General features: G+C 30.7%; 25 protein-coding genes and 1 pseudogene. 11 read left to right on the top strand and 15 right to left on the bottom strand.

All coding sequences use genetic code 11. The features are described from left to right. The first annotated feature begins 111 nt into the window (after nucleotides 1–111). Together KPL55_RS01195 and srtD are read left to right on the top strand one after the other, a co-directional pair. Nucleotides 112–1,848: a fibronectin type III domain-containing protein gene (locus tag KPL55_RS01195; RefSeq protein WP_281418784.1), complete on the top strand. Its 1,737-nt coding sequence runs from the start codon at nucleotides 112–114 to the stop codon at nucleotides 1,846–1,848. A 72-nt stretch (nucleotides 1,849–1,920) separates the two neighbouring features. Next, nucleotides 1,921–2,565, top strand: coding sequence for a class D sortase, LPxTATN-specific (srtD, locus tag KPL55_RS01190; RefSeq protein WP_216304871.1), 645 nt, complete (start codon nucleotides 1,921–1,923; stop codon nucleotides 2,563–2,565). Nucleotides 2,566–2,925: 360 nt separating this feature from the next. On the opposite strand, the gene KPL55_RS01185 is transcribed toward srtD, so the two are convergent. Then, nucleotides 2,926–3,549 carry a CPBP family intramembrane glutamic endopeptidase gene (locus tag KPL55_RS01185; RefSeq protein WP_216304870.1) on the bottom strand — a complete coding sequence of 208 codons (624 nt, stop codon included), beginning with the start codon at nucleotides 3,547–3,549 and terminating at the stop codon, nucleotides 2,926–2,928. Between the two features lie 27 nt (nucleotides 3,550–3,576). On the opposite strand from KPL55_RS01185, the gene KPL55_RS01180 reads away from it, so the two are divergent. Together KPL55_RS01180 and KPL55_RS01175 are read left to right on the top strand one after the other, a co-directional pair. Continuing rightward, a complete protein-coding gene (locus KPL55_RS01180; protein ID WP_281418783.1) occupies nucleotides 3,577–3,867 on the top strand; it encodes a DsbA family protein in 291 nt (96 codons plus the stop codon). A gap of 116 nt (nucleotides 3,868–3,983) precedes the next feature. Further along, nucleotides 3,984–4,250 carry a nuclear transport factor 2 family protein gene (locus KPL55_RS01175; RefSeq protein WP_216304868.1) on the top strand — a complete coding sequence of 89 codons (267 nt, stop codon included), beginning with the start codon at nucleotides 3,984–3,986 and terminating at the stop codon, nucleotides 4,248–4,250. Here KPL55_RS01175 and KPL55_RS01170 read toward each other — a convergent pair. After that, nucleotides 4,237–5,721, bottom strand: a complete 1,485-nt coding sequence (locus tag KPL55_RS01170) for a glycoside hydrolase family 32 protein (protein WP_216304867.1) — start codon at nucleotides 5,719–5,721, stop codon at nucleotides 4,237–4,239. The genes KPL55_RS01175 and KPL55_RS01170 overlap by 14 nt on opposite strands. 185 nt (nucleotides 5,722–5,906) lie before the next feature. Then, nucleotides 5,907–7,355 (bottom strand): levansucrase, encoded by a 1,449-nt coding sequence (gene sacB / locus KPL55_RS01165; RefSeq protein ID WP_216304866.1) that lies wholly within the window; start codon nucleotides 7,353–7,355, stop codon nucleotides 5,907–5,909. Between the two features lie 639 nt (nucleotides 7,356–7,994). Here sacB and KPL55_RS01160 point away from each other — a divergent pair. Further along, entirely contained in the window at nucleotides 7,995–10,994 is a 3,000-nt protein-coding gene (locus KPL55_RS01160; RefSeq protein WP_216304865.1) for a glycoside hydrolase family 32 protein, read from the top strand. Between the two features lie 365 nt (nucleotides 10,995–11,359). On the opposite strand, the gene KPL55_RS01155 is transcribed toward KPL55_RS01160, so the two are convergent. After that, nucleotides 11,360–11,767 carry a DUF2177 family protein gene (locus KPL55_RS01155; protein ID WP_216304864.1) on the bottom strand — a complete coding sequence of 136 codons (408 nt, stop codon included), beginning with the start codon at nucleotides 11,765–11,767 and terminating at the stop codon, nucleotides 11,360–11,362. A gap of 349 nt (nucleotides 11,768–12,116) precedes the next feature. On the opposite strand from KPL55_RS01155, the gene KPL55_RS01150 reads away from it, so the two are divergent. Beyond that, nucleotides 12,117–12,266, top strand: a complete 150-nt coding sequence (locus KPL55_RS01150) for a hypothetical protein (protein ID WP_216304863.1) — start codon at nucleotides 12,117–12,119, stop codon at nucleotides 12,264–12,266. Nucleotides 12,267–12,365: 99 nt separating this feature from the next. Here KPL55_RS01150 and KPL55_RS01145 read toward each other — a convergent pair whose 3' ends face one another. The 3 genes from KPL55_RS01145 to KPL55_RS01135 all read right to left on the bottom strand — a co-directional run bounded on the left by KPL55_RS01145 (nucleotide 12,366) and on the right by KPL55_RS01135 (nucleotide 16,033). Continuing rightward, complete coding sequence (locus tag KPL55_RS01145; protein ID WP_216304862.1) at nucleotides 12,366–13,916, bottom strand: sensor histidine kinase; 1,551 nt, start codon at nucleotides 13,914–13,916, stop codon at nucleotides 12,366–12,368. Next, complete coding sequence (locus KPL55_RS01140) at nucleotides 13,916–14,602, bottom strand: response regulator transcription factor (RefSeq protein ID WP_216304861.1); 687 nt, start codon at nucleotides 14,600–14,602, stop codon at nucleotides 13,916–13,918. Before KPL55_RS01140 ends, KPL55_RS01145 begins: the two co-directional genes overlap by 1 nt. A gap of 183 nt (nucleotides 14,603–14,785) precedes the next feature. Next, entirely contained in the window at nucleotides 14,786–16,033 is a 1,248-nt protein-coding gene (locus tag KPL55_RS01135; RefSeq protein WP_216304860.1) for an alpha/beta hydrolase, read from the bottom strand. Nucleotides 16,034–16,141: 108 nt separating this feature from the next. On the opposite strand from KPL55_RS01135, the gene KPL55_RS01130 reads away from it, so the two are divergent. Further along, nucleotides 16,142–16,714 carry a DUF554 domain-containing protein gene (locus tag KPL55_RS01130; RefSeq protein ID WP_216304859.1) on the top strand — a complete coding sequence of 191 codons (573 nt, stop codon included), beginning with the start codon at nucleotides 16,142–16,144 and terminating at the stop codon, nucleotides 16,712–16,714. A 557-nt stretch (nucleotides 16,715–17,271) separates the two neighbouring features. Beyond that, complete coding sequence (locus KPL55_RS01125) at nucleotides 17,272–17,919, top strand: CatA-like O-acetyltransferase (protein WP_216304858.1); 648 nt, start codon at nucleotides 17,272–17,274, stop codon at nucleotides 17,917–17,919. 87 nt (nucleotides 17,920–18,006) lie between these two features. Here the strand turns inward: KPL55_RS01125 and KPL55_RS01120 are convergent, their stop codons facing one another. After that, a complete protein-coding gene (locus tag KPL55_RS01120; protein WP_216304857.1) occupies nucleotides 18,007–18,339 on the bottom strand; it encodes an ABC transporter permease family protein in 333 nt (110 codons plus the stop codon). Nucleotides 18,340–18,496: 157 nt separating this feature from the next. After that, nucleotides 18,497–18,733 carry a hypothetical protein gene (locus KPL55_RS01115; RefSeq protein ID WP_216304856.1) on the bottom strand — a complete coding sequence of 79 codons (237 nt, stop codon included), beginning with the start codon at nucleotides 18,731–18,733 and terminating at the stop codon, nucleotides 18,497–18,499. Between the two features lie 265 nt (nucleotides 18,734–18,998). Between KPL55_RS01115 and KPL55_RS01110 the strand changes: the two genes are divergently transcribed. After that, nucleotides 18,999–19,649 (top strand): Ig-like domain-containing protein, encoded by a 651-nt coding sequence (locus KPL55_RS01110; RefSeq protein ID WP_312887190.1) that lies wholly within the window; start codon nucleotides 18,999–19,001, stop codon nucleotides 19,647–19,649. Between the two features lie 79 nt (nucleotides 19,650–19,728). Here KPL55_RS01110 and KPL55_RS01105 read toward each other — a convergent pair whose 3' ends face one another. The 3 genes from KPL55_RS01105 to KPL55_RS25875 all read right to left on the bottom strand — a co-directional run bounded on the left by KPL55_RS01105 (nucleotide 19,729) and on the right by KPL55_RS25875 (nucleotide 20,874). After that, entirely contained in the window at nucleotides 19,729–20,265 is a 537-nt protein-coding gene (locus KPL55_RS01105; RefSeq protein ID WP_216304855.1) for a ferritin-like domain-containing protein, read from the bottom strand. A gap of 128 nt (nucleotides 20,266–20,393) precedes the next feature. Beyond that, nucleotides 20,394–20,687, bottom strand: a complete 294-nt coding sequence (locus tag KPL55_RS01100; protein WP_246599260.1) for a hypothetical protein — start codon at nucleotides 20,685–20,687, stop codon at nucleotides 20,394–20,396. 10 nt (nucleotides 20,688–20,697) lie between these two features. Then, nucleotides 20,698–20,874, bottom strand: coding sequence for a hypothetical protein (locus tag KPL55_RS25875; protein WP_246599259.1), 177 nt, complete (start codon nucleotides 20,872–20,874; stop codon nucleotides 20,698–20,700). Between the two features lie 38 nt (nucleotides 20,875–20,912). Between KPL55_RS25875 and KPL55_RS01095 the strand changes: the two are divergent. Together KPL55_RS01095 and KPL55_RS01090 are read left to right on the top strand one after the other, a co-directional pair. Continuing rightward, a pseudogene (locus KPL55_RS01095) lies at nucleotides 20,913–21,173 on the top strand (UCP033725 family protein); the annotation flags it as partial. A 226-nt stretch (nucleotides 21,174–21,399) separates the two neighbouring features. After that, complete coding sequence (locus tag KPL55_RS01090; RefSeq protein ID WP_216304853.1) at nucleotides 21,400–21,804, top strand: hypothetical protein; 405 nt, start codon at nucleotides 21,400–21,402, stop codon at nucleotides 21,802–21,804. Between the two features lie 451 nt (nucleotides 21,805–22,255). Here the strand turns inward: KPL55_RS01090 and KPL55_RS01085 are convergent, their stop codons facing one another. From KPL55_RS01085 to KPL55_RS01075, 3 genes are all read right to left on the bottom strand, one after another. Beyond that, nucleotides 22,256–23,032: a GNAT family N-acetyltransferase gene (locus KPL55_RS01085; protein ID WP_216304852.1), complete on the bottom strand. Its 777-nt coding sequence runs from the start codon at nucleotides 23,030–23,032 to the stop codon at nucleotides 22,256–22,258. Between the two features lie 128 nt (nucleotides 23,033–23,160). Then, nucleotides 23,161–23,442 carry a S1 family serine peptidase gene (locus KPL55_RS01080; RefSeq protein WP_216304851.1) on the bottom strand — a complete coding sequence of 94 codons (282 nt, stop codon included), beginning with the start codon at nucleotides 23,440–23,442 and terminating at the stop codon, nucleotides 23,161–23,163. A 5-nt stretch (nucleotides 23,443–23,447) separates the two neighbouring features. Then, complete coding sequence (locus tag KPL55_RS01075) at nucleotides 23,448–23,822, bottom strand: hypothetical protein (protein ID WP_216304850.1); 375 nt, start codon at nucleotides 23,820–23,822, stop codon at nucleotides 23,448–23,450. Nucleotides 23,823–23,958 lie beyond the last annotated feature (136 nt).

The following is a 23,958-nucleotide window of genomic DNA, read 5'->3' as shown; positions in this document are numbered from 1 at the left end:
ATAATCATGTAAAAACAAAAGATAAACATACAGTTTCTGTAACGTGGTCGCACCATCCAACCAATAAATGTAAAACAAATTTAACTTTCTGTGAAGAATGCTACTGTCAACATGTTGCATGATAGTAGATTGCATTGTGAAGCTTTAACTAACGTAAAAATGCCTAATAGTCTTATTAGTATTGAAGCTAAAGCATTTATGGCCTGTTTAGTTTTAAACAACGTAATAATGCCTAATACTCTTACAAGTATTGGAGTTGAAGCATTTTATGGCTGTTCAAAATTAACCAAAGTAATAATACCTAATGCTGATAGTGTTACCACCGTTGGTGAAGATGTATTTATGACATCCACTTCTTTAAAAAATATATATACTTATAGTAACAATAATCATAATAGTCCTCTAAATTTTATGTTCGATGAATTTGATAACAACAGAAAGATTCCACTTATTACCACACCAGAAGCACCATTAGCAACGAGTGCAGTAGCAGGAAATGGACAGGCAAAAGTTAATTTTGATGCTCCTAAAGATAATGGTGGAAGTGATATAACAGACTATAGAATAAATGTATATTCAGGTGAAACTTTCATTAAAACAGTGGATACATACAGCGCAGCAACATCTGCAATAGTTACAGGACTAACAAATGGAACAACCTACAAATTTGATGTTAAGGCAACCAATGAAGTAGGTGATAGTAAATTATCAAACAGAGTAGAAACAATACCTGTAGCAGTGGCCACAGTGCCAGATGCACCAATTGCAACAAGCGCAGTAGCAGGAAATGGACAAGCAACAGTAAATTTCACAGCACCTAAAAATAATGGTGGAAGTGGAATAACAGATTATAAAATAGATGTATATTCAGGGGAGACTTTAATTAAAACCGTGGATACACATTCAACAGCAACATCAGTAATAGTAAAAGAATTAACAAATGGAACAACCTACACATTTGATGTTAAGGCAACCAATGAAGTAGGCGATAGTAAAATATCAAACAGAGTAGAAACAATACCTGTAGCAGTGGCCACAGTGCCAGATGCACCAGTCGCAACAAGCGCAGTAGCAGGAAATGGACAAGCAACAGTAAATTTCACAGCACCTAAAAATAATGGTGGAAGTGAAATAACAGATTATAAAATAGATGTATATTCAGGGGTGACTTTAATTAAAACCATGGATACACATTCAACAGCAACATCAGTAATAGTAAAAGAATTAACAAATGGAACAACCTACACATTTGATGTTAAGGCAACCAATGAAGTAGGCGATAGTAAAATATCAAACAGAGTAGAAACAATACCTGTAGCAGTGGCCACAGTGCCAGATGCACCAGTCGCAACAAACGCAGTAGCAGGAAATGGACAAGCAACAGTAAATTTCACAGCACCTAAAAATAATGGTGGAAGTAAAATAACAGATTATAAAATAGATGTATATTCAGGGAAGACTTTAATTAAAACCGTGGATACACATTCAACAGCAACATCAGTAATAGTAAAAGAATTAACAAATGGAACAAGATACACATTTGATGTTAAGGCAACCAATGAAATAGGAGATAGTAAGGTTTCCAACAGTGTAGAAACCACTCCTGTAGCACCAACTCCAGTAACAATATTAGACCCAGTAGCAGCGCCAACACCAATATCAACACCAACAACGATATCAGACCCAGTAGCAGCACCAGCGGCAATATCAACACCAACAACGATATCAACACAGAGTATGCCAAAGACAGCTACGCCATACTATAATTATATTATTATAGGGTTAATGACATTTATGTTTGGCCTAGGGTTGTGGATTTATGACAGCAAAAGAAAAAAAGTAAAGTAAGTGATTACAAAAGAGTCCGATAGTATAACTAACGGACTCTTTTTATTAATATTTTTATAGGAGGGCAATACATTGAAAAAATCATCATTAGTAAAAATAACTTCTATATTTTTATGTATAAGTTCAATTTCACTTATAGTTTATGCCTCATACAAAATATATTCAGCAAAATCAACATATAAACAATCTTTAAATACATGGAATTATAATAAAACCCATGTTGTAGATGTTCAGAATAATTCTCAAGAATCAGCTAAAATAAAAAGTGGAAACAACACACAAATTAAAATAATTAAACAGTCTATATTCAATAAAGATATAAAAAATGGTGAAATAATGGGTAAGATTCTTATTAAGAATACTAAGGAAGAAATTCCTATTATTCAGGGAACTGATGAAAAGGATCTTTTAAAAGGTTCAGGACATTATCTCTCATCCTCATTACCAGGTATAGAGGGTAATTGCATTATTTTTGGACATCGAGATGGAGTATTTAGTGGATTGAAGAAAGTAGCTTTGTCCGATATGATTGTAATTGAAACTTATACAGGTACATTTTCTTATACGATATACGAAACAAAAATAGTAAAACCGGATGACAAATATATAAGTGAAAAAGATAAAAAATCTACACTTACGCTTGTAACTTGTTACCCTTTCTCCTATATAGGAGACGCACCTGAGAGGTTTGTAGTAAAAGCAGAATTGGTGCACTAAAGACTATTATAGCTATAATAGTCTAGCATTTTTAAATCAAATAATATTCTAATACCTTAATTAAGAATGTTACAATAAATTTAACATAACAAGTCAATACCATATGTTATATTCAAAATATTTATTAAGGTGCTAGGTACTAGGTACTAGGTACTAGCATAGATTACCACTCCTGTCAATAAGTGTTGAAAATTTACAATTAGTCTTTAGTTTTGTCACTACAATGACACAAAGAATTGTTATTATAAGTACATAGAAAGTAATTGATTTTTTTTAATTAGAGTCCCCCTTTAATTAAATATAAATTTATATAAACCCAAAGAAATGGAGCCAGCAGATAAATTTATCCGCTGGCTCCATTTATGATTTATTTATCAAATTATAATTCCCTTTTGATTCATCCATTTTATACTTAAATGCCACAACAAAAAATAATATGCTAAATGTGATTGCTATTATTAGATTTGCAAAAAAATCACTAGTTTTAGAGCTTTCAAACACTAAAATAAAGTTTGTATTAAACATTGATTTTCCAATACCGAAAAGTGAGCTGAAAAAATTCCAAGCAAAGTGTAATCCAATAGATAGGTATAAAGATTTAGTTTTTACAAATATATATCCAAAAACACTCCCTATTACAACTATACACAATAATGACATCAAATCCTGGTATCTTCCAATATGTGTTATTGAAAAACATATGGCACCTATTAACAACGCTAATGGAGTACTCATCTTTTTCATTAAATAATTTTGTATAACCCCTCTATATACTATTTCTTCACAAAATCCAGGAAAAGCTGTAGTACAAAGTATTAGAAGTATTGTCCCAATAGTGTTTATTGGTGATTGACCAGCGAATCCATAACCCTTAAAAGTTATAATACCAAAAGTATACATTGCACAATAACTCAAAATAAACATTATAGCAACTATCCCAAACCCATAGCCAATATTCCTAAAGCTATTTTTATCTACTTTCATTCCTATATAATCTGGTTTAAACTCTCCTTGATTATATTTTTTATTAATGGTAAAAATATGAATGATGTAGAGGTTTATTCTAAAATAGCTGAAGATTTCGGAATTGATAGTGATAGCTTCAAAAAAGAATTTTCTTCAAAGAAATTAATTGATTTGACTTTTAAGCAATTTAACTTTGCAAGCGAGTTAGATGTAAGCTCATATCCAAGTTTAATTTTGGTCAATAATGCAAAATCAACCTTGGTATCCTCTGGTTATTTACCCTTTGAGGAAGTTAAAACCCGTATTGAAAAAAACATTGGATCATTGACCAAATAAATAAACTCAAATTCTATAGTTATTTTTAAAAATGGCCTAGAATTTGAGATCATGAATAATCAAGATTAAACACATAATATTTAAAAAACACTTTAGTATAAAGGAGATAGAATTTTATGATTAAAACAATTGAAACAAAACAAAATAATGTAAAATTGACAGTAACAGAATGGGAAGCTTATTCTGCTAAAGACGATATATATACATTTAATGAAAACATTGTTATCGTCTATGGAAAATATAGCGGAACCTATAAATTAACCGGAAAATCCTTTATTGCTGATTTTTGTCATCTATATGAGTTTGATGAAAATGACAAAGTTAAAAAATTTATTCAAATTGTAGACAGTGCAACTGTCAATAAGGTGTTTAATTCCAATTAGGCATGTTTATTAGCTTCAAATCTCTAAATTCAACATTACTATCTATTGAAAATATTCCCCATTTATTATTATTCATAGTAAACCCCCGTGAACTTAACGCGGCTTTATTATTTACATATAAAACAGAAACTGAATCCTCTGTTATCAATGTAAAATCCAAAGTATCATTTTCTTTAAATTCCAGTGGGATTACTGATTGAGGATCTGAACTTAAAATTTTATCAGTCGCAACATTATAGAATTCGAGCTGCTTTGTTTCATTATTAATAACAATATTCAGAGGAGAAATACCATCTTTCCCAACATTGAACATAAACCCAAATCTACTGGTTTTAGATTTAATCTTTATTTTTCCTGTAATTTTATTTATTCCTTCAATTTTAGGGAAAGTTACTACCTCATAATGTTCTCCTGAAAAAGAATAGTCATGCTTTGAATATTTCACTGTTTGAGTTTGAGCAAGTGCATCAAGCTTAATTGAGTGATTAAACTTTTTTACAATTTTTTCAATAGGAGAAGGATAAAGTTCACCATTTTCTTGCTGCTTAATCTGGTGTACTACTAAATTTCCTGCCCAGTCATATTTCTCAGCATCATCATAATTTACCTTTGTTGGTGTCCACCCAAACATATAAAGATTCTTAGAATCCTTTTCAAGCCTTCCAGCATAAAAACCGTTACCATCAAAATAATCTAGTTTTGGTTTATTAAATGGACCCTTCGAATCCTTTGCTATTCTGTAATGAACAACACGTTGTGCAGATTGATCTGAGAAAGTTAAATACCAATATTTACCATATTTAATTAAGGTAGGACATTCCATATTTGAATCATTTCCCATATCATTAGTAAATAATATTCCTTCATCAGCCCATTTTTTCAGATCCGGTGATGTATATAATGCTATTACACCCTTATTATTTTGTCTAGTTGTTATAAGCATCCAATATTGTTTATAATCCTCATTATAAATAACATACGGATCTCTGAAATCATCAGCAGAATACTGCTCTGAAGGAAAAAATGTGTTTGCTGGTATTTTAGTCCAATTTTTAAGGTCATTGCTTGTAGCACTCATAATTGCTTCTTTCGGTACTTTCGTTGGATTATGTCCTGTGTAAAAAGCATGATATAACCCGTCCTTATCTTTTATTACAGAACCGGTACCCAATGCAATATCTTGATCAGATGTATTTTGAGAATATGGGATAACAGCGTTTACGTTTTTATAGCTATAGAAGTCATTTGTTGTAAATAAGCTCCATGGATGATATCCCTCATCACCATTTCTAAGGTCTTCCAAATAAAACACTTGAAAGTTCTTACCATCGAAAAAAGGCATAGGATCTCCTATCCAGCCTTGTTTTGATTTTGGAAATATTGATAATCCACCTTGATTAACGCTTCCACATCCTGATAACATTAAGCCTATCAATATTATAAAAACCATAGAAACTGTTCTTTTTTTCATCCTGCTTATCTCTCCTTTTAAAAAAAATATTTGATTTCTTGATACGAGCATATTTTTTAAACTTTATTTTGAAATAAAAAAATCCAGTATAGTTTAAAATTATACTGGATTTCTAATCAAACTGACAATTATATTATTCATAACTGTGTTTTACTTTTTAATCACTAACTTATTTTTCCTGTCCATTATTTATTAGTTGTCAATTGTCCTTGATCAAGGGTGCTATTTGGTACAACAGAAGTTTTTGATCCTTTGATGTTCATTAAAAAGCTTGGAGCAAAGGTAGATTTTTTGTCTGCAAAGAAACCTCTGTTCGTCATATAACTTGTAATGACAACATTATTACCTTTCGCTTGTGGAACAGCAAAGTGAGAGTAGGTGAACGTTGGATCCATAGGGTCTTGATCCATGCTTAATACAAGGCCGGTTTTATTTAATGGTTTGTATGGTCCTGTTAATGAATCAGCTACAAATCCTAACATATATACATCTTTATCGCCTATTCCATCAATAGTCATTTTAGATCCTCTAGAATCTGTGAACAAGTACCATTTACCATTCATTTTAAATACATTAGCTCGTTCAATTTCATCTGTTATTGTATTAGATGTAATCAATGGTTTCATTACTTTTTTTAGAGTATAATCATCATTTATTTCAATTATACCTAGCGCACCATTGGCTACAGAAGCATAATCTTTTTTAGGGCTTTGCAATAATATATTTTTTTCAGTTTGGAAAAATGCATTACTTGAACCATAGTAAGCCTGATTATATAAAGATTTATCTCCTTGGTAACCGTCTTTTGTTCCAGTATTAGCTTCAAAAACAAGGTATTTATGACCGTTTTCTTCAACATAGTGAGGATCTCTAAACGTATGGTTGTCCTTATCTACTCCAACACTTTGTAAAACATTCTGATAAATTTTACCATCTGCACCGTCAAAGATAGATTTTTGATCTTCTACACCATCAACTTTCAATGTATCCGCAGTTGGCTGTGATAAATTGACTTGAGCCGTTGTTAAAACTTGTTTACCATAAGTGGGTGCATTTGGTGACTGTCTATCAGTATAAAATAAGCGAACTTCTCCTTTAGAAGTTAAAGTTGCAGAACCTGACCACTCTTCCTTTTGATCTTTTAGAAAAGGATCATTTGGAACATCTTTATCAGTATCCTTAAATACTCTCCCTGCACTTTTCCAACTATCAATGGATGTGTCACCAATTTTTTGATAAAACATATGAACAAACGTATCACTTGGATCTTTAGGGTCTCCTGCTAAAGCAAAATTAATATTGTAGCCATGGTAATTTGCAACTGTTCCATCAGCGTTTTGCAGTGGCCAGCTATCCCATACATCTAAATCAATGGCGTTGCCCGCCTTATCTTTACCCTTTGCAGAAGCAATATCTTTTATTGTTGATATATCGAATTGAGGAACCTTAAATTGTGCATTGTCTTGTTGTCCAGGTATTTTCAACATGTCAGAACGAGTCATATGGGAAGTATCATAAGTTTCTTTGTAGTCCACACTAACATTTTTCGCAAAAGCCACAGTTTGACTTCCTACAAGTACTATTCCAATAAGAGAAGCGCTCAAAATAAAGTTACCAATTTTCAATTTAATCATTAATTAACCACCTAATATTTATTTTTTTAAAGCTATGTGATTTATATATTTCGTAAAGTTTTGTGGTATCGATCCCACACTCGACAAAATTTATATGTCCGAGTTACATATCTGCAAATGGCCATTTACAACTGTCTTTACAAGATTGATTTCAATGCTTAAAGTACAATATTACAGCAAACATTATAATATGATATCCGCTTGACATAAATTTAACATAAATAATGAATATCTGTCAAATATCCCAAATCAGGTTATCTCCTTTACATCAACAAATAACTACCTATTTCTATAAATTTCGCACAAATGATGTTACTTATGATAGTTTTAACATTACTTTTTTAGCAAAACACAGAACTCTGTTATGACATTTTTCACAATTATTACAATTGTAATAATTTCAATGATAATTGTAATGGTTATAATTACAAAATATAGGTTAAAAATGCTATAAATAAGCTTATAATATATTTATAGCATTGTCTAATTGGGTTAATTGAAAACGTTATCACAAGACAGACATTATTTATATTTAAGCTAATGGATAAATTAATAGTGGCTTTTGGAAAATTATTGGCTTGGGTTATCAATTGTTTATACAATTGAGTTTTTGCATACTAATTTGGAGGGGGATATAAAATGAACAAGAAAAAAACAGTAAAATTAATTGTACTTACGCTTATGACAACAATAAGTATTACTTTAATGAGAGCATCAGCAGAGGTAAAATCATCAGCATCAAATATTTCATATGCGTCATTAGGTCAACAATACAGTTTAAGTAGTAATAGGAATAAGGGTATTACAACCGATTATTTAGAAAATTATCGTGAACAGTATCACTATTCTCCTGCAAAGGCATGGGCAAATGACCCAAACGGAATGGTTTATTTTAAAGGAGAATATCACTTATTCTATCAATATAATCCAGATAATGCTGTATGGGGACCAATGCATTGGGGACATGCAGTTAGTAAAGACCTAATTAATTGGAAAGAACTACCAATTGCTTTGTATCCAGATAAAGGCGGAACAATTTACTCAGGATCAGCAGTTGTAGATAAAGATAATACTAGTGGTTTCTTTGATGGAATTAAAGGTGGCGGATTAGTTGCAATCTATACTCAAGATTATCTAAATGATAAGGGTACAGAAAAACAAAAACAAAGTATCGCATACAGTAAAGATAATGGAAGAACATGGACTAAATATGAAGGTAATCCTGTTATTTCAACAGAAAATGATCCATTAAATAATGGAGCATTTAGGGATCCTAAAGTATTCTATCATAAAGAATCAGGAAAGTGGATGATGGTAGTAGCAGGGGGACCGCTAAGATTCTTCTCATCAACTGATTTAAAGAATTGGAAACCAGAGGGAATGCAACCAGAAATTCAAACAGAATGCCCAGATCTTTTTAAATTAGAAGTAGGTGATATCGGAGAAAATAAATGGGTATTAAGTGAAGGTGGAAGATATTATCGTGTTGGTGATTTTAAAGAGGTAGATGGTGTATGGAAATTTGTTCCTGATAGTGATGAGCGTTTTGTTATGAATTTTGCTAAAGATTCATATGCAGCTCAGACTTATTATGGCACAGATGAAAATGGCACACCTGATGGAAGAAGAATTATGATTAATTGGATGAATAATTGGGATTACTGTAATAATATCGCTCCAATAACAAAAACATTTAATGGACAATTTACTTTACAAAGCGAATTAAAATTAGTTAATACAAATGAAGGAATCCGTTTAACTCAACAACCAATAAAAGAATATGAAAAACTACGTAAAGGTGTTACAAATTTTAAAAATGTTACAATATCTCCAGATCAGCCTAATATTATGAGTGATTTATTAGGAGACCAATATGAAATTATTGCAGAGTTTAAGCCAGATGAAAATACAACAGAAGTTGGATTTAAATTACGTGTTGGTGCAGGTCAAGAAACAATAGTTAAGTATAATACTGAAAGTGATAAGATAACTATTGATCGTTCAAAATCAGGAAAATCACCAAGTAATTCAAGTGCTTTTTTACAGGCATATAGTAGTAATATAAATAAAACACAAGATGGTAAAATTCAATTGCATATTTTCGTAGATTCATCATCTGTAGAATTATATGGAAATAACGGAGAGATATGTGGTGCAGTTCAAATTTTCCCTAATCGTTCAAGTGAAGGAATTGAATTATACTCACTTGGAGGAGAAACAAAAGCTACAATTAAATATTACCCATTGAGTGGTATTTGGAACAATGATATTAAGGGGAAAGATTCTGTTTTAGTATCATTAAGTGAAGAAAAGCTAGAAAAAATTGTAGGCGATGAATTTTCTATTTATACAACTACGCTTCCTTCAAAAGCAGCTCAAGGTGTTACATGGAAATTTTCAGATCCCCAGGTTTTAGAAATTGTAAGTCAAGATGATGCAAAAACTACATTTATAACAAAAAAAGTAGGAAATACAACACTAACTGCTACTTCCAAAGATGCAAAGGCCCAAAAAACAGCTGATTTAAATGTTTATGGTAAGGATACAAGTGATATTATTAAAGAGTTAACTAATTTTAGCACTAGTGGCTCTTGGTATGTCAAGAATGGTTCTTATGTGGGAAACAATGAAGGTGATGCATTCGCAGTAGCAGAACAAACAAATGCCGATAAAGAATTAACATATACTTTAATGACCGAAGTTAATCTTTTAGATACAGGTAATACTGCTGGACTTGTATTATTATCACAAAATGAGGACCCTAAAAAAGGATCTATTATAGTTAATGTTAATAAATATGGTAATTATAGAGTATTCGTGTTTACAGGAGAGTTTGATGATAATGGTAATCCAAAAGTTAAGGATCTTGTTGAGGGCATAGTTCCAAAAACAAAAGATAATAAGTACAATTTAAAAGTGGAATTAAAGGAAAAACATATTAGTTATTGGATTAATGGTGAATTAGTATGTGATACAAATCAAGATTATTATAAAACAGGACGATTTGGATTAAATGTATTTGGCGGAACAACAGAATTTAAAAATGTAACTCTTAAGAGTACTACATCAAATAATGCTACAAGTATTGAAGGATCAGCTTTAACTTTTGATCAGACACCAGGAAATATATATGTTGCTAATGACAGTTATGTAGTAAATGCTGGTAAGCAGCAAAATGGTTTTGCAATATCAGATCAAAATATAGATATTAATAAAAGCTCATATACTTTAGAAATCGATTCTAAGATTTTAGGTGATTGGCACAACCAAAATCCCGCGAATGGTGATGTTGCAGGTATAGTATTATTTTCTCAAAGCGATGATTTCTTTAAAGAAGGAGGCATTATTGCTAAGGTAGGAAAATGGGGTGCGTGGGAATTAGTTGCACGGGTGCCAGATGAAAATGGTGCTATTACAGATGTTGAACTTGCAAAGGGTAATGTTGATGAAGCACAGTACAATATATATAAGTTAAAAGTGAAATTACAAGGAAATCGTATCAGCTTGTGGATAAACGGTATATTAGTGTGTGATAATATACAACAAGATTATTATAAAATAGGAAAATTCGGATTAAATGTATGGAATGGACCATCAGAATTTAGAAATATAAAACTACTAGTAGAGGAATTGAGTTAGGGGAATGTCTTTATCCCATTGCTATGGTACCTGCTATCTGCTTAAAATCAAAAAAAAATGGCAAACCAAGCCACCGCACGAGGAAACCTTGGAAATTTCAAGCCACTCCATTACAAGTTACTTTTACTCCTTCATCTTCCGCCCACTGATAAAATCTTGTGGTAAAATGACGAGTTCTACTTGTTTTTTTAAATTTTACTAGTAGTCCTATTTTATTATATATTTCTATATATATTGTTCGAAAACAAGGCTTTTAAATGAAAAAAATGAAGGAATACATAGGTTTCCTTATGCATGTCCTTCATATAAATTTTTTTTGTAGATTTTTTTAAAATTGGTTTGTACTTATACACATATGTGCTAGTCTATAACATCCACTTCATTTTTGTTATAACAGTATAAGTAACCCACGACACTGTTCCACAAATGGTACTACCCCAAATTAGGTCAATAATCGTTATTTTAATTGGCCAGTTTGCTAGTGTAGCTAAATTAGTTAAATCATAAGTAGCATAAGTTATAAATCCAAAAAATATTCCAGCAAACAAGGCATATTTCCAACTTCCCTTTTCAATGGCTGGATTCACAACGAAAAATAGAATTCCAACTATATATAATAAATAAAAACCTATTGCCGCTAGCCAATTTGGATTGCTGCTCATTATAAAACCGAGATGCTTTTTGTAAATATTTTTAGCAAATATGCCCAACCAAAATAAATCAATTGTAATAAACGTAATAAATGCAATTCCATACTCTCTTAAATAATTCATAATTTATAACTCCTCCTAGTGTTAGTATTTATTTAGTATAAACGACATGTTACGAAGTTACCGTTTTCTACTTCCTTAGTCTGTGGTTGTATTTCTTTATATATAGCTTTCACAACTTTTTGATAATTTTATTTTAATCTCCCTAAAAATATTCAATCCTTACAATTCTTATATATATACTATACATTGATAAAATTAATTATAGCATCTATCTTTTATTTGTCAATTAGAAATAAAAAAAGCATATTCTTTAGATAACTCTATAAAATATGTTTAATTAGATCAAAAGTGTAAATGAATTATCTATATGCTAGTATAATAATGAATTTATTTATCAGGAGATGATTTAATGAGTACAACAATATATTATTTTAGTGGAACAGGCAATTCACTAAAAATAGCTAAAGATTTAAGAGATAACTTGCCTAACAGTAGAATTATCCGAATATGCAAGGACAACATGAAAATTACTAGTTTTGTCGACTGTCTACCTGGATGATAAATCTGGCAAAATACATAAATTGGTAACATAGTAATCAATTTATGTTTGGATTTATTAAAGATGCCACTTGCCATGTGGGTGGCGCCTTTATTTTCTTTATTTTTTCTCTAAATGTATTAAAAATGTAGTTCCTTGCTTAAGGTCACTCTTTACTTCAATTCTACCATTATGAGCCTCTACTATTGATTTTACAATAGAAAGTCCTAATCCATAACCACCATGCTTGCGAGACCTATGAGATTCACTTCTAAAAAACCTGTCAAATATATTGTTAAGATGTTCTTTAGGAATACCAGTTCCATTATCAGTAATTTTAAGGGTTACGCAGTTAGCTAAGGATTTTTCTGAAGATTCTATTGCAATATTTATAACTCCATATTTTTCATCCGTATGTTGTACGGCATTTTGGACCAAATTGAAAATAACTTGCTTTATTTGATTAGCATTTACATATATTAATGCATTATAATTTAAATCTAATTCAATTTTTCGTTTCTCTGCCATCATTTGAAGTTGAGGATAGATTTCTTTAACAATATCTTTAAGATTAGTTGTATTCATTTCTATAGGCACTTGCTGATCCGATTTTGTTAGAAATAAAAGATCATTTACTAATTTAGTTAGACGTTCGCTCTCAGATAATATAGTATTTAAACCTAGTCCAAGTTTTTTTTCATCCTTAGCAGCCCCTCTCAATAAAACTTCTACAAAACCATGAATAGAAGTAAGTGGCGTTCTAAGTTCATGAGAAGCATCAGATACGAATTGACGCATTTTCTCTCTTATATAGTGTTCCGTTTGAAAAGAAATTTCTATTCTTTCAATCATATTATTAAATGCAGTTGATAATTTATCTACTTCTATCTGTTCAGTATTTACGGGCAACCTAGTATCTAGGACATCTACATTAATCTGTTCTACCGTAGATGTCATATTATAAAGCGGTCTTAGGGTACGGTTAACTGTCAATATTCCAAGCACACCACCGATAAATACTATTAAGATAGAAATTCCTATATATACATAAATCTGACGGTAAAGTATGGCATTAACATCAGTTATGGTTGTGCTAACCTGGATTAATCCTGAAGGAGATTTTAGATTTCCTATCTTGCTCCATACAACTATTTGCCAATCCTTATTTTCATCTTTTAAAATTCTATAGTTTCCTTCTAATATTCCATCAAGATACATTATTTTTTTATAATCATAATCCGACATTTTTGGTACAGGAATGATAACTTTATTAATTTTGTGAAGATTATTGCCCGGTGGTAAATAGTAAGATTTGTCCAAAATATCTATTTCTTTGTCTGTACTAGGTCTTAAATCCTTATTTGTTGTATTAGATTTAGTTATAATATTACCAGTAGCATCAATAATAGATACACTCATACTCTCATCAATTACCTTAGAAATAAAGTAAGCTGCATTTTGAGATACTGATTCAGGTGTTTCAGCACCTAGCAACTCATCAGTACTTAAATTATGCAAACGTGATTGTAAAAGTTGTTCTTTACTGCTATATAAATATTTCTTCATAGTGAAATACTGAGATATTTCTATTATTACTAGCAATAAAATTAATATTATGAAGAATCTAGATAGAATTTTATATTTTAAACTATTTGTCTTAATTTTTTTCATTATATAACCACCTTGTAGCCAACTCCTCTTACAGTACGAATGATAGAATGGTCATTATCACAAAGTTTATCTCTAAGGTATCTTATATATACTTCTACAATATTATCTTGGCCATTAAAATCAAAGTTCCATACTTTTTCAAGAATTATAGACTTACTCAATACCATTTTATTATTTATAAGTAAAAATTTAAGTAGATTATATTCTGTGGGTGATAATTGCAATGATTTTGTTTTAAAAGAAATCTCATGAGCACCGTCATCTATAATAAAATCTCCTAATTGAATTATATCTAGAAGCTCCGGAAAGTTATTTCGTAATCTAGCATTAATACGTGCTAGTAGTTCCTTGAAGCTAAATGGCTTAACCATGTAGTCATCAGCACCTAAATTCAGCCCTTTTACACGATGATCTATATCTTCTTTTGCTGTTAACATAATTATTGAGGTAGTAATATATTTTTTTATTTCTGAACAAACATCATAGCCATTGATTCCTGGAAGCATTATATCTAGAATAATCACATGAGGATTTATCTCTTTAGCAATAGAAATAGCCTCCTCACCATCAAAAGCCACATGAACAGAATAGCCTTCACCCTCTAGGCCCATTTTAATAAATGTAACAATACTTTCTTCATCATCGACTACGAGAATATTGATTTGTTTTTTATTTATTGAGCTCATAAAAATCTCCTTATAGTTTTAATTATTATTTGAAATATATATTTATTATAGTTATTAAACCACAATACCGTATGTCAAAGCAATAAAATAAAATATTTTTAATTTTAAAAGCCTAAGAAATATCTAAAAAAAAAGCTGTCTCAAAAAAGAATCTAACTTCTATTTTGAGACAGGAATGTATAGTTATTTAAGATACTTATCAAGAAAATCTAAAACTTTATTAACATTTTCAGTAGTTTCAAATTGTGCTCCACCGTGGCTTGCACCTACTATTTTTTCAAAAGTAACTTTACTGTCTCCAATTACGGCTTTAAGCTTTGATGCAAAATTTTCTGATTGAGTAATGGGAATATTTTTATCTACAGTACCATGCTGAATAAAGAACGCTGGATCATCATTACTAATATAAGTCTGGGGACTTGCTTTTTTAACCAATTCTTCAGCTTCAGCAGTACCTATAGTCTTACCTATATATGAAGATTCAGGAGAGGTTGCTGAACTTGTAGTTCCCATGGCTGGAGTTACACCAAGCTTTGCAAATTCAGCATCCATAGTTGAAAAATAAATTGGTCCAAACCAATCTACAACAGCTTGCACATTACTAGACTTATCTGAATTCCCAAGTTCTGCACCCTCTAAAGTCTCAACTCCTCCTGAAGTACCAGCTAATGATGAAAGACTTCCTCCAGCAGAGCCACCCCAAGTTGCTATTTTACTTTCATTTAAATTATATTTACTTGCATTTGCTTTTACAAAACGTATAGCTGCTTTTATATCGTTTATCTGTGCTGGAAATTGAGCTTCTTCACTTAACCTATAATTTACAGCTACAACTGCGTAGCCTCTTTCTAATGCTGCAAGCATTGGAGCTGTTTCGCCACTTGCCTTATCCCCACTTTTAAAAGCTCCACCGTGAATTGCAACTATAACTGGGAATGGACCTGTTCCGCTGTTTGGTAGATAAATATCTAGTTTCTCTGTTGAAGATTTACTGGCATAGGCTACATCTAAATATTTTGTTTTTATGGCAGATGTATCTAAACTACTCATACCTCCACCATTTCCTCCTTTCATTCCCCCAAATAATTTAGCCATTACAGCATCAGCTTGTTCTTGAGTTATAGTTTTATCAGTAACAAGAGAAGCTAGTGGTCCACCATTATCCATACCAGCTTTCATACCACCAGTTAGTTTTGCAAGTATTTTATCTCCTTGATCTTTTGTTATTGTCCCAGCTGTAATTAACTCTTTAACTACATTTTCATTATTAGTTTTCATTTGGTCCGCATTAGCTGTTCCTGTTTTTTCAGTTGTAGTAGTTGTTGTGGGAACAGTAGTTGTTTTGTTCTGACATCCAGTAATCATAGTTATAGACATAGTTGTAATTAAAATCATTGTTGCTACGCTTAACATTCTTTTTGGTTTTATCATTATTACACATCCTTTTATGTATTTTCTCAATAATTAGATTATAGAATATTAAGCTTAATTTTATCTGAGAATAACCTTAGAGTTTGCTTAGACATTTCTATTGGACTTATGAAATACATGCCAGCTGTTATTTTTGCAGTTGTGCTTGGAACAGGACTAGGACTTGCTCTACATTTAGGAAAATGGATTAACATAGGTGCAATGCAGATGGAGAAACCTATTGCAAAATTATTTAAGAATCAGAAATCTGATTTGTCCCATGAAGAATTTTTATCAACACTCGTAACAATAATTGTGTTATTTTGTGCAAGTGGAACTGGTATCTATGGTTCTCTTACTGCAGGTATGACAGGAGATAGTACAATATTGATTTCAAAGTCTATATTGGACTTCTTTACAGCTGCTATTTTTGCGTGCAATCTTGGTTTGGTTGTATCTTTTGTGGCAGTTCCTCAGTTTATTATTTTCTTCTTGTTATTTTTGGGAGCAAAATTTATTTTCCCACTGACAACACCAAGTATGATTGCTGACTTTAAAGCATGCGGTGGATTCCTGATGCTTGCAACGGGATTTAGAATGGTCAGATTAAAGGAATTCCCGATTGCGGATATGATACCAGCAATGGTTTTGGTAATGCCGTTTAGCTTACTATGGGTACACACTATTTTGCCATTGTTATAACATCTTTCATCCATTTTAAATGGAATCTTAAAAAATATAGAACAAAGAGTAACAACCTTATGGTGGTTCGCAATACGTGTGAGACCTATCCATGTAAGAAATAAATATAGAGGAGACCGTAAGCGTAAAATAGCTCATTATCCTGAATTTGGGATAATGGGCTATTTTACGCTTACGAAATAACAAGATAAACTCTATAAACTTTGTATTGCTTAACACAGATTTTATTCTGAAAATAGGTATTGATAAACATGTACTGGTTTAAATGGTTACAGTTTTTTAATACAGAGAAGGATACTGTAAAAACCAAACATTTATTAGTCCAGTCGCATACATCTCATTCTGATACAAAGTTAAAAGATTTTAAAATTAGGGAAGCAATTTATATTTAATTATGTTAAATATTTGAATAATCAAATTACTACGTTGTATAATTAAATACAGAAACAATAGTAATTAATTGTGAAGTAAAAATTGTAAAATAACAAAGTTAGTAATTTTGAGGGATAGAAAGAAAAATACGAATATAAAACTTAAATACAAGGAGAGAATAAATTATGGGGTTTAATATAATTAATATGAATACTTGGGATAGGAAGGAGTGTTTTAATCATTTTTTTAATAATGCAAAATGTACATACAGTATAACTGTTAATATTGATATTACAAATCTTTATAATTACATAAAAACTAACAAGTTGAGATTTTATCCAACTTTTACATGGGTTGTTTCAAAAGTTATAAATAATTATCAAGAATTTAAAATGGCATTTGATGAAGAAGGTAAATTAGGATTCTTTGATGAAATTGGTCCAAGTTATTCTGTATTAAATGATAAGAATAAAGTAATGAGTGATTTGTATACGTCATTTAATAATGAATTTTTAAATTTTTATGAAGATATGGAAAATGCTTTAAACAGTTATAAACAGGAGACTAATTTTACTACAAAGTTTCAAAATAATTTTTTTATCGTTTCATGTCTGCCTTGGTTTAATTACACATCTTTTAATGTAAACAATGAAGGAAATAGTCCTTTTCTGTTTCCAATGGTAACATGGGGGAAGTTTTTTGAAGAAGGTAATAAAATTATTATGCCAGTAACTATTCAGGTTCATCATGCAGTTGCTGATGGATACCATTGTTCATTGTTCTTTTCAGATGTAAAAGAAATATCATTAAATCCAGAACAATATTTAAAGTAAACTCAAGAACATTTACACAATATTCATAAAATGTGAATTAGTTTGTACCGTTCTACTGAAATACTTATTCCTTAATTCATTCATGAATTATGCTAAAATAATAATAGGTGCTGGAAATCCAAAGACTAAGGTAGATAAGCTTATTACTATGGTGTTCTTTAAAACTCTCCAAAAATAATAGCTTTGAAAAAAATCCTTAAAATTCTGTAATCCTACCCAATCGCTACCCCATATTCCGTTTGCAGGTTGAAAATCCTTAAATACTATGATAGCTCCATACATTGGTTTGTAATGAAATACTAAGTAAAATATCACTACTGGTACTATTAAAAGGTAAAGACCCTTATTAAGCTTAAAATCTTTCTTTACTTCTTTTAAAAAGCTTCTCTTTTGTAATTTTTGGCTAATATCTGTTTGCACTTTATTCGCTCCTTTCTTTTTTAGTTTCAGTTCTTTGCCGTAATTTCAATTTAAACTAAAACTATCCAAATTTCTAGCGACAATATCATATGTACATGGACAATTCAATAGAATATAAAAAAAAGTTTAGAATTCTCGTACCTCCAAGGCTTCTACCTTATAATTTTAACGACATTTCAAAAGGAAAGTCTCCCACTTTTATAAAGTCTAAGATACTCTCTCCAGCTTGCACTTTATATACTCTAGAAATATAGCAAGGGTGCATATCAAAATGATCAGCGATAAGTGAAATACTTAAATTTTCATTTTTATAGTTTCCAACAATATATTCATCAATTTTTTCTTTGTTTTTATTGCTTTTATTTTCTCGTTCTTGATTACTTGTATCACACAAATTTTTAATTATACTACGAAAACACCTAGTTCAACAGATTCTCCACTATCATTTCTAGCATTTAGAATAACTTTTTTTATATCTATACTACGTTTGAAATTCCATTGATAAAATCCTTCGATTTTTTCACCTTTATATATCCAACCATCATGATCAACATGATGTCCATAGCCTAATGCGTTTACTTCTTTTTCAAACTTAGATTCTTTAAATAAAAACCCATTATCATCTTATTTATTTAATTCGTCTCTAAGTGTATTTATAAATAAAGCAAAATGATAAGTATTCATTACCAGCAAAAGTAACAACAAAAATGACTGATGGCAGTACACAAGAGGTTGATGTTACATGGAATCCTTCAACTGTTGATACAAGTAAGGCTGGAACTTACACTTATCAAGGAACTGTAAGTGGATATAGTAGCAAAGTAAAATTAACTTTAAATATCAAAAATACAGTTGAACAATCAGCAAATTATGACAAAGCCTCTGCAGCCCAATCCATTGTCGTAAAATCTTCACCAGGCACACCGTATAAAACATTAGGGACAATTAAAGCTGGCACAGCAATGGAAGTATATGGTGGCGTACCTATCGGTATGGATCAAGACAACTGGTATGGTTATCAGCAATATGGATGGTCCAAAATCAAATATAAAAATAATTATGCATGGGTCAAAACACACGAGCTAAGATTTTCTAATCCATATAATTGGGCGCCAGGAATAAAAGAAAAATTTGAAAATGATATAGTAAAGCAGGGATATGCCCGTACAAAAGAAAGTATTCAGTATAAAATTTATGAAAAACTTCCAGCTGGTGCTATTGGTCCAGGATTCTATCAAGTCTATACAGATGTGTCTGGACAACAAAGCATTGTTAGTGTAAATGTAAAAACAGGTTGGTATCATGGTTAAGTAATAGATGATTTTAATAAACTAATAGAAATGGAAGCCATTTGGCTTCCATTAAAAATTCCATACATTTACTTTTTACTTAGACCTGCCTGCGAATTAAATTTTCATTTACTGTACGAATCCATTGTTGATTCAATTGATCATCCTTGCCAATTCCCTGCATAAACTCAGATTGTAAGCATAATGCTGAATCTTCCTCTTCAATTTGTTCATGAATTAGTGATAACCCACCTTCAGACACAGGCATAGTATATAACCAACCTATTGTACCCTGATCATTATCTGCCTTTGCCTGCTCTAAAACAGCATAAATCTTTTTTGTAGTTAATATCTCAGTAGCATAGTATTTTTCAAGTATTTCTTTAATATCCTTGAATTGATAATTATCATAAGCAGATACATTTATCTCATATTTAGCATTCTTCTCATCTAAGTAACTAATAATATGTTTATAATGATCATACTCACCTTCAGCCTGCACCCCAAAAAATGATGCCCATCCATCTAAATCTAAATCAGAAAAATAAGCTTGAATGTTGCGATAAATATTATGGTTATTGAGCTCATGAGATATTTGCTTATTTAATAAAACTAATGTTGCTTTGGTTAATAACATTTAATCCCCTACTTTCATTTAATTATATTCAATATAGTAGTAGGATTATGATAGTTGTAGCATTTATTATAGTATTACTTTAAAAGATTGGAGAATGGACTTACCTTTTTCAGTATACTATCTTTGTTTTATTCTATTTCTGCTTCTTTTCTATACTCATTGGCGAACTCAATATCTTCTAGACCGTGTTCCATACTTAAAAGTGTTAATATTTCATGTTCTAAACCAAACTTATTCTTTGCATTTTCTCTTGATTCTTCATCCTTCCCATAGATAGAATCTAAAACAAGAAGTGACATATAAAGACGGTCACTAAACTCATAAAACCAGTAATCCATTAAGTCAAATTTAAGAGCATTAAACTTCTCAATTAAATGATTATATACAGATTTATCTTTACACAGTCCCTTTAATATACGCAAACGCTCTGATTTAATAAACCAAAGATATGGAGCCAGCAGATAAATATATCTGCTGGCTCCATATCTTTCTACGCTTAACATAAACTATTTCGCTCTTTATTTCTTCTGCTGTCATCCATAAAACTAGTTTAGCTGTACGTAATCCTCCACATTTTTTAAAATATTCAGTTCTAAAACAGTAGTGCAAGTATATAATAAAACTAAAACAGTAACAATGGCACATACTATGCTATGAGTTATAAAGACATAAATAATTATCATTTACAGTCTTATGATAGTGCATCATTGAAAGTTGGTTTTGAGTTATATAAAGACAGATTGTATATAACACAGGTAAGTAAAAGTGAATTGCAACATATATGTAAAGTAGACTTAAAAGTAGACTATAGAGGGCACACTTTTGATGTAGCCGAATTGAATAAGGATACACTATACATTTATACGAATAATTTAAAAATTTCTAAGGAGTTAAATTTAGACCTCTAATTACTTAAGTTTTCATATATTATAATTCTACATTAATTCTCAAATTCTTTTATATAGATTAACATTGCTATCAATAATTGTTGAAAATTTATCAAAGCTTCAAATACAATAATTTTTTTAAAATCAGTTTCTTTAATATACAATTAATCTTTAGTTTCCCACTCCAACAACACAAAAAACTGTTATTATAAGTACATAAATTCAAGAAATAAAAAGGATAATAATTATGAAAAAGATAAAATTGCCAAAAATTATTATTATATATACAGCTTTTTTTGGACTTTTTGCATTAGTGTCAGGGATATGGGGTATTATTGACCCAATGCAAAAAGCTACTTCTCTTAATGTTACTTTAAATGGTTCAGGGCTATATACAATTTTTTATTTTTACTCAATTAGAAACTTTTCCTTTGGAGTCTTATTCTTTTTGGCACTATTTAAGTATAGAACGAAAGAAGTTTTTCTAACGATTTATATTACAAGATTTATAAATAATGTTTGCGATGGAATAGCAATTTTTTCTACTGGTTTTGATTCAATAAATAGTATAGGGTTATTCACATATATATATATATTCATACTTTTAATACCGATACCATTTGTCATATATTATTTAGATAAAAAAATGTAAATATTGATAGTGAAAGTAGCCGAATGTACTTTATCATTAGATTTTTCTGTTTTTTCAGGATATACCTGCTCCACTATTTTATAGTAGACACAGATTCCTTTAGTTTATACTAATATAATTATAAAGTTCATATTTAGTATTTCTAGCGTATTTACTTTGCTGATACGATTTCTAGTCTCGATTAGGTTCCACAATTCAATATTCATTATTAATTAAAAATAGTTCTTTACAAATATAAATTACTATACTCTACTTAATTAAAAATTAAATATGTAAATATATTAGAAAGAAGTTCTTAAGTGAACTTCCTTCTATCAGTTTCATAATAACAACCCTCAGCAATGCTGGGAGTTTTAATTCATTGGATCAAGAATAAGTACGACGCTGCTTAAAAATTTTACAACGGGGTCGTGTCGACACACCAACAAATGTAAATTATTTCTACCGTCCTCTAAAAGTGAATTCGTAGTAATCTGCTTTTACTGCACAGGCCGGCACTTTGTGCAGACTTTTTAGAGTTATGATTATAGTACCAACAACCAGAAATAGGCTGAAGTCCTTTCGCATGTACCACCTTTTTTAAGGAAAGAAGGATGTTAGTAGCAATTCCCTGACATCTGTATTCTGCTCGTACAAACATGCCAATACTTGCAAAGTGTGGAACTACTCGGCCATAATTTATGATGCCAAAGCCCACTACTTCATCTAAAAGCCTTGCAATATAAATATGTCTAACCTCTACATGGTATATTAAGGCTTCTTCAAAAAAGTTATCGCTATATTGCTTTATTAAATCTATATCTCCTACCGTTGCTAATGTGAGTATATAATCTTTATTGATTTCATACGATTTAATCTCTCTTTGAGAATCCACTGAAAAATACGCTTGTTTCTCTATCTTGCTGAAGTCATCTAAGGCTAAACTCAAAAATAACTCATCTCCTGTAGGAATGAAAGCTTCGAAAACTTCTTCATAATGTTTTGCCTTGTTAAACAACTCTTCTGCATAATGGATATATTCTATATCAACATTAAAAAGCGTAAGTAATTGTTTGTGATGAATGGCAAAGAATCCAATGATTTTGACACCTGCCAGGATTATATAAGTACTAGACTCTAGTACTTGGTCTTCCCAAAAAGAGTCAACAGTAATGCGATTTTCCGTATAATATTGACTAACCTTTTCTTTGATTTCTTTAAACTCACAGTTTTGAAATGTAATTTTCATTATCTTTCCCCTTTACTTCAAATTTGTCCAAACTATATATAAACATTATAAGTTATAATAGGAATGAAAATGCTTGTGGAACTTGTTAAAGACCCCACAAAATTATAGTACTACCTTTACACCAAAATTTAATCTTCCGATTCTTCTAAAAAATCATGAAGTTGATCATTTGGCATCGCTATCCCAGAAGTAAACTGGTGCATTAAATTCTCATTACCACCTAAATTTATGCCCACAATCTCCAAATCTTCATTAAGTAAAGCACTGCCGCTACTTCCTCTAGATATTACAGCTGAATGTTTCATGATTGAATATTTTATTTTTCCTGCTTCATCTTCATAGGTCCAAAATTTCTTACCTCCCATCTTGCCTGCAGTAATAATGTTTCTTTTACCATCTGGATTACTCATAGATGCTACTTTATCCCCATATTTAGTGTATCTTTAAAATCCAAGTCCTCATATCCCATAACAACGATTTGAGTTTTATCTACATCATCCAATTCAGAAATCACATGATTGGCAGTTAGTGCAAAGTACCTATTGCCTTCCTTGCGGATAATCACTACACTAGCTCCAGCTGAAACAGCTATGGAACTGGTGTTTTCAACATTTCTATACTCAAGTTGAACAATGTGAATATTTGCTGAAAGTGCCTTATTCCCGACATTCTCTATAAATTGTCTATTCATCGCTTGATTGTAGAATGACTTAATTGATGGAAGGAAAATAGTAACGATTATAATGGTAACGAGTATCATTATAAATGTTATTTTTTGTTTAGTTTTCATCTACATTCCCTCCCTAAATAGTGATGTCTCTATATACTTTATATATTACAATACGTCTCTTGTTTTACAAAATATTTGTACAATGTTGCATATATATCTTCCTCAAAATCCTCTCTGGATACTTAACTTCACATGT

It is taken from the genome of Clostridium lacusfryxellense, from assembly GCF_018861735.1.
Classification (GTDB): Bacteria; Bacillota; Clostridia; order Clostridiales; family Clostridiaceae; genus Clostridium_AD; species Clostridium_AD lacusfryxellense.
The sequence above is the reverse complement of the archived record's forward strand: the minus strand, read 5'-3'. Positions and strand labels throughout refer to the sequence as shown.

Coding starts and splice junctions, on each gene's coding strand:
- KPL55_RS01195 (WP_281418784.1), top strand. CDS start 112: ATGTTGCATGATAGTAGATTGCATTGTGAAGCTTTAACTAACGTAAAA.
- KPL55_RS01185 (WP_216304870.1), bottom strand. CDS start 3,549: ATGAAAGTAGATAAAAATAGCTTTAGGAATATTGGCTATGGGTTTGGG.
- KPL55_RS01175 (WP_216304868.1), top strand. CDS start 3,984: ATGATTAAAACAATTGAAACAAAACAAAATAATGTAAAATTGACAGTA.
- KPL55_RS01170 (WP_216304867.1), bottom strand. CDS start 5,721: ATGAAAAAAAGAACAGTTTCTATGGTTTTTATAATATTGATAGGCTTA.
- sacB (WP_216304866.1), bottom strand. CDS start 7,355: ATGATTAAATTGAAAATTGGTAACTTTATTTTGAGCGCTTCTCTTATT.
- KPL55_RS01160 (WP_216304865.1), top strand. CDS start 7,995: ATGAACAAGAAAAAAACAGTAAAATTAATTGTACTTACGCTTATGACA.
- KPL55_RS01155 (WP_216304864.1), bottom strand. CDS start 11,767: ATGAATTATTTAAGAGAGTATGGAATTGCATTTATTACGTTTATTACA.
- KPL55_RS01150 (WP_216304863.1), top strand. CDS start 12,117: ATGAGTACAACAATATATTATTTTAGTGGAACAGGCAATTCACTAAAA.
- KPL55_RS01145 (WP_216304862.1), bottom strand. CDS start 13,916: ATGAAAAAAATTAAGACAAATAGTTTAAAATATAAAATTCTATCTAGA.
- KPL55_RS01140 (WP_216304861.1), bottom strand. CDS start 14,602: ATGAGCTCAATAAATAAAAAACAAATCAATATTCTCGTAGTCGATGAT.
- KPL55_RS01135 (WP_216304860.1), bottom strand. CDS start 16,033: ATGATAAAACCAAAAAGAATGTTAAGCGTAGCAACAATGATTTTAATT.
- KPL55_RS01130 (WP_216304859.1), top strand. CDS start 16,142: ATGAAATACATGCCAGCTGTTATTTTTGCAGTTGTGCTTGGAACAGGA.
- KPL55_RS01125 (WP_216304858.1), top strand. CDS start 17,272: ATGGGGTTTAATATAATTAATATGAATACTTGGGATAGGAAGGAGTGT.
- KPL55_RS01105 (WP_216304855.1), bottom strand. CDS start 20,265: ATGTTATTAACCAAAGCAACATTAGTTTTATTAAATAAGCAAATATCT.
- KPL55_RS01090 (WP_216304853.1), top strand. CDS start 21,400: ATGAAAAAGATAAAATTGCCAAAAATTATTATTATATATACAGCTTTT.
- KPL55_RS01085 (WP_216304852.1), bottom strand. CDS start 23,032: ATGAAAATTACATTTCAAAACTGTGAGTTTAAAGAAATCAAAGAAAAG.
- KPL55_RS01080 (WP_216304851.1), bottom strand. CDS start 23,442: ATGAGTAATCCAGATGGTAAAAGAAACATTATTACTGCAGGCAAGATG.
- KPL55_RS01075 (WP_216304850.1), bottom strand. CDS start 23,822: ATGAAAACTAAACAAAAAATAACATTTATAATGATACTCGTTACCATT.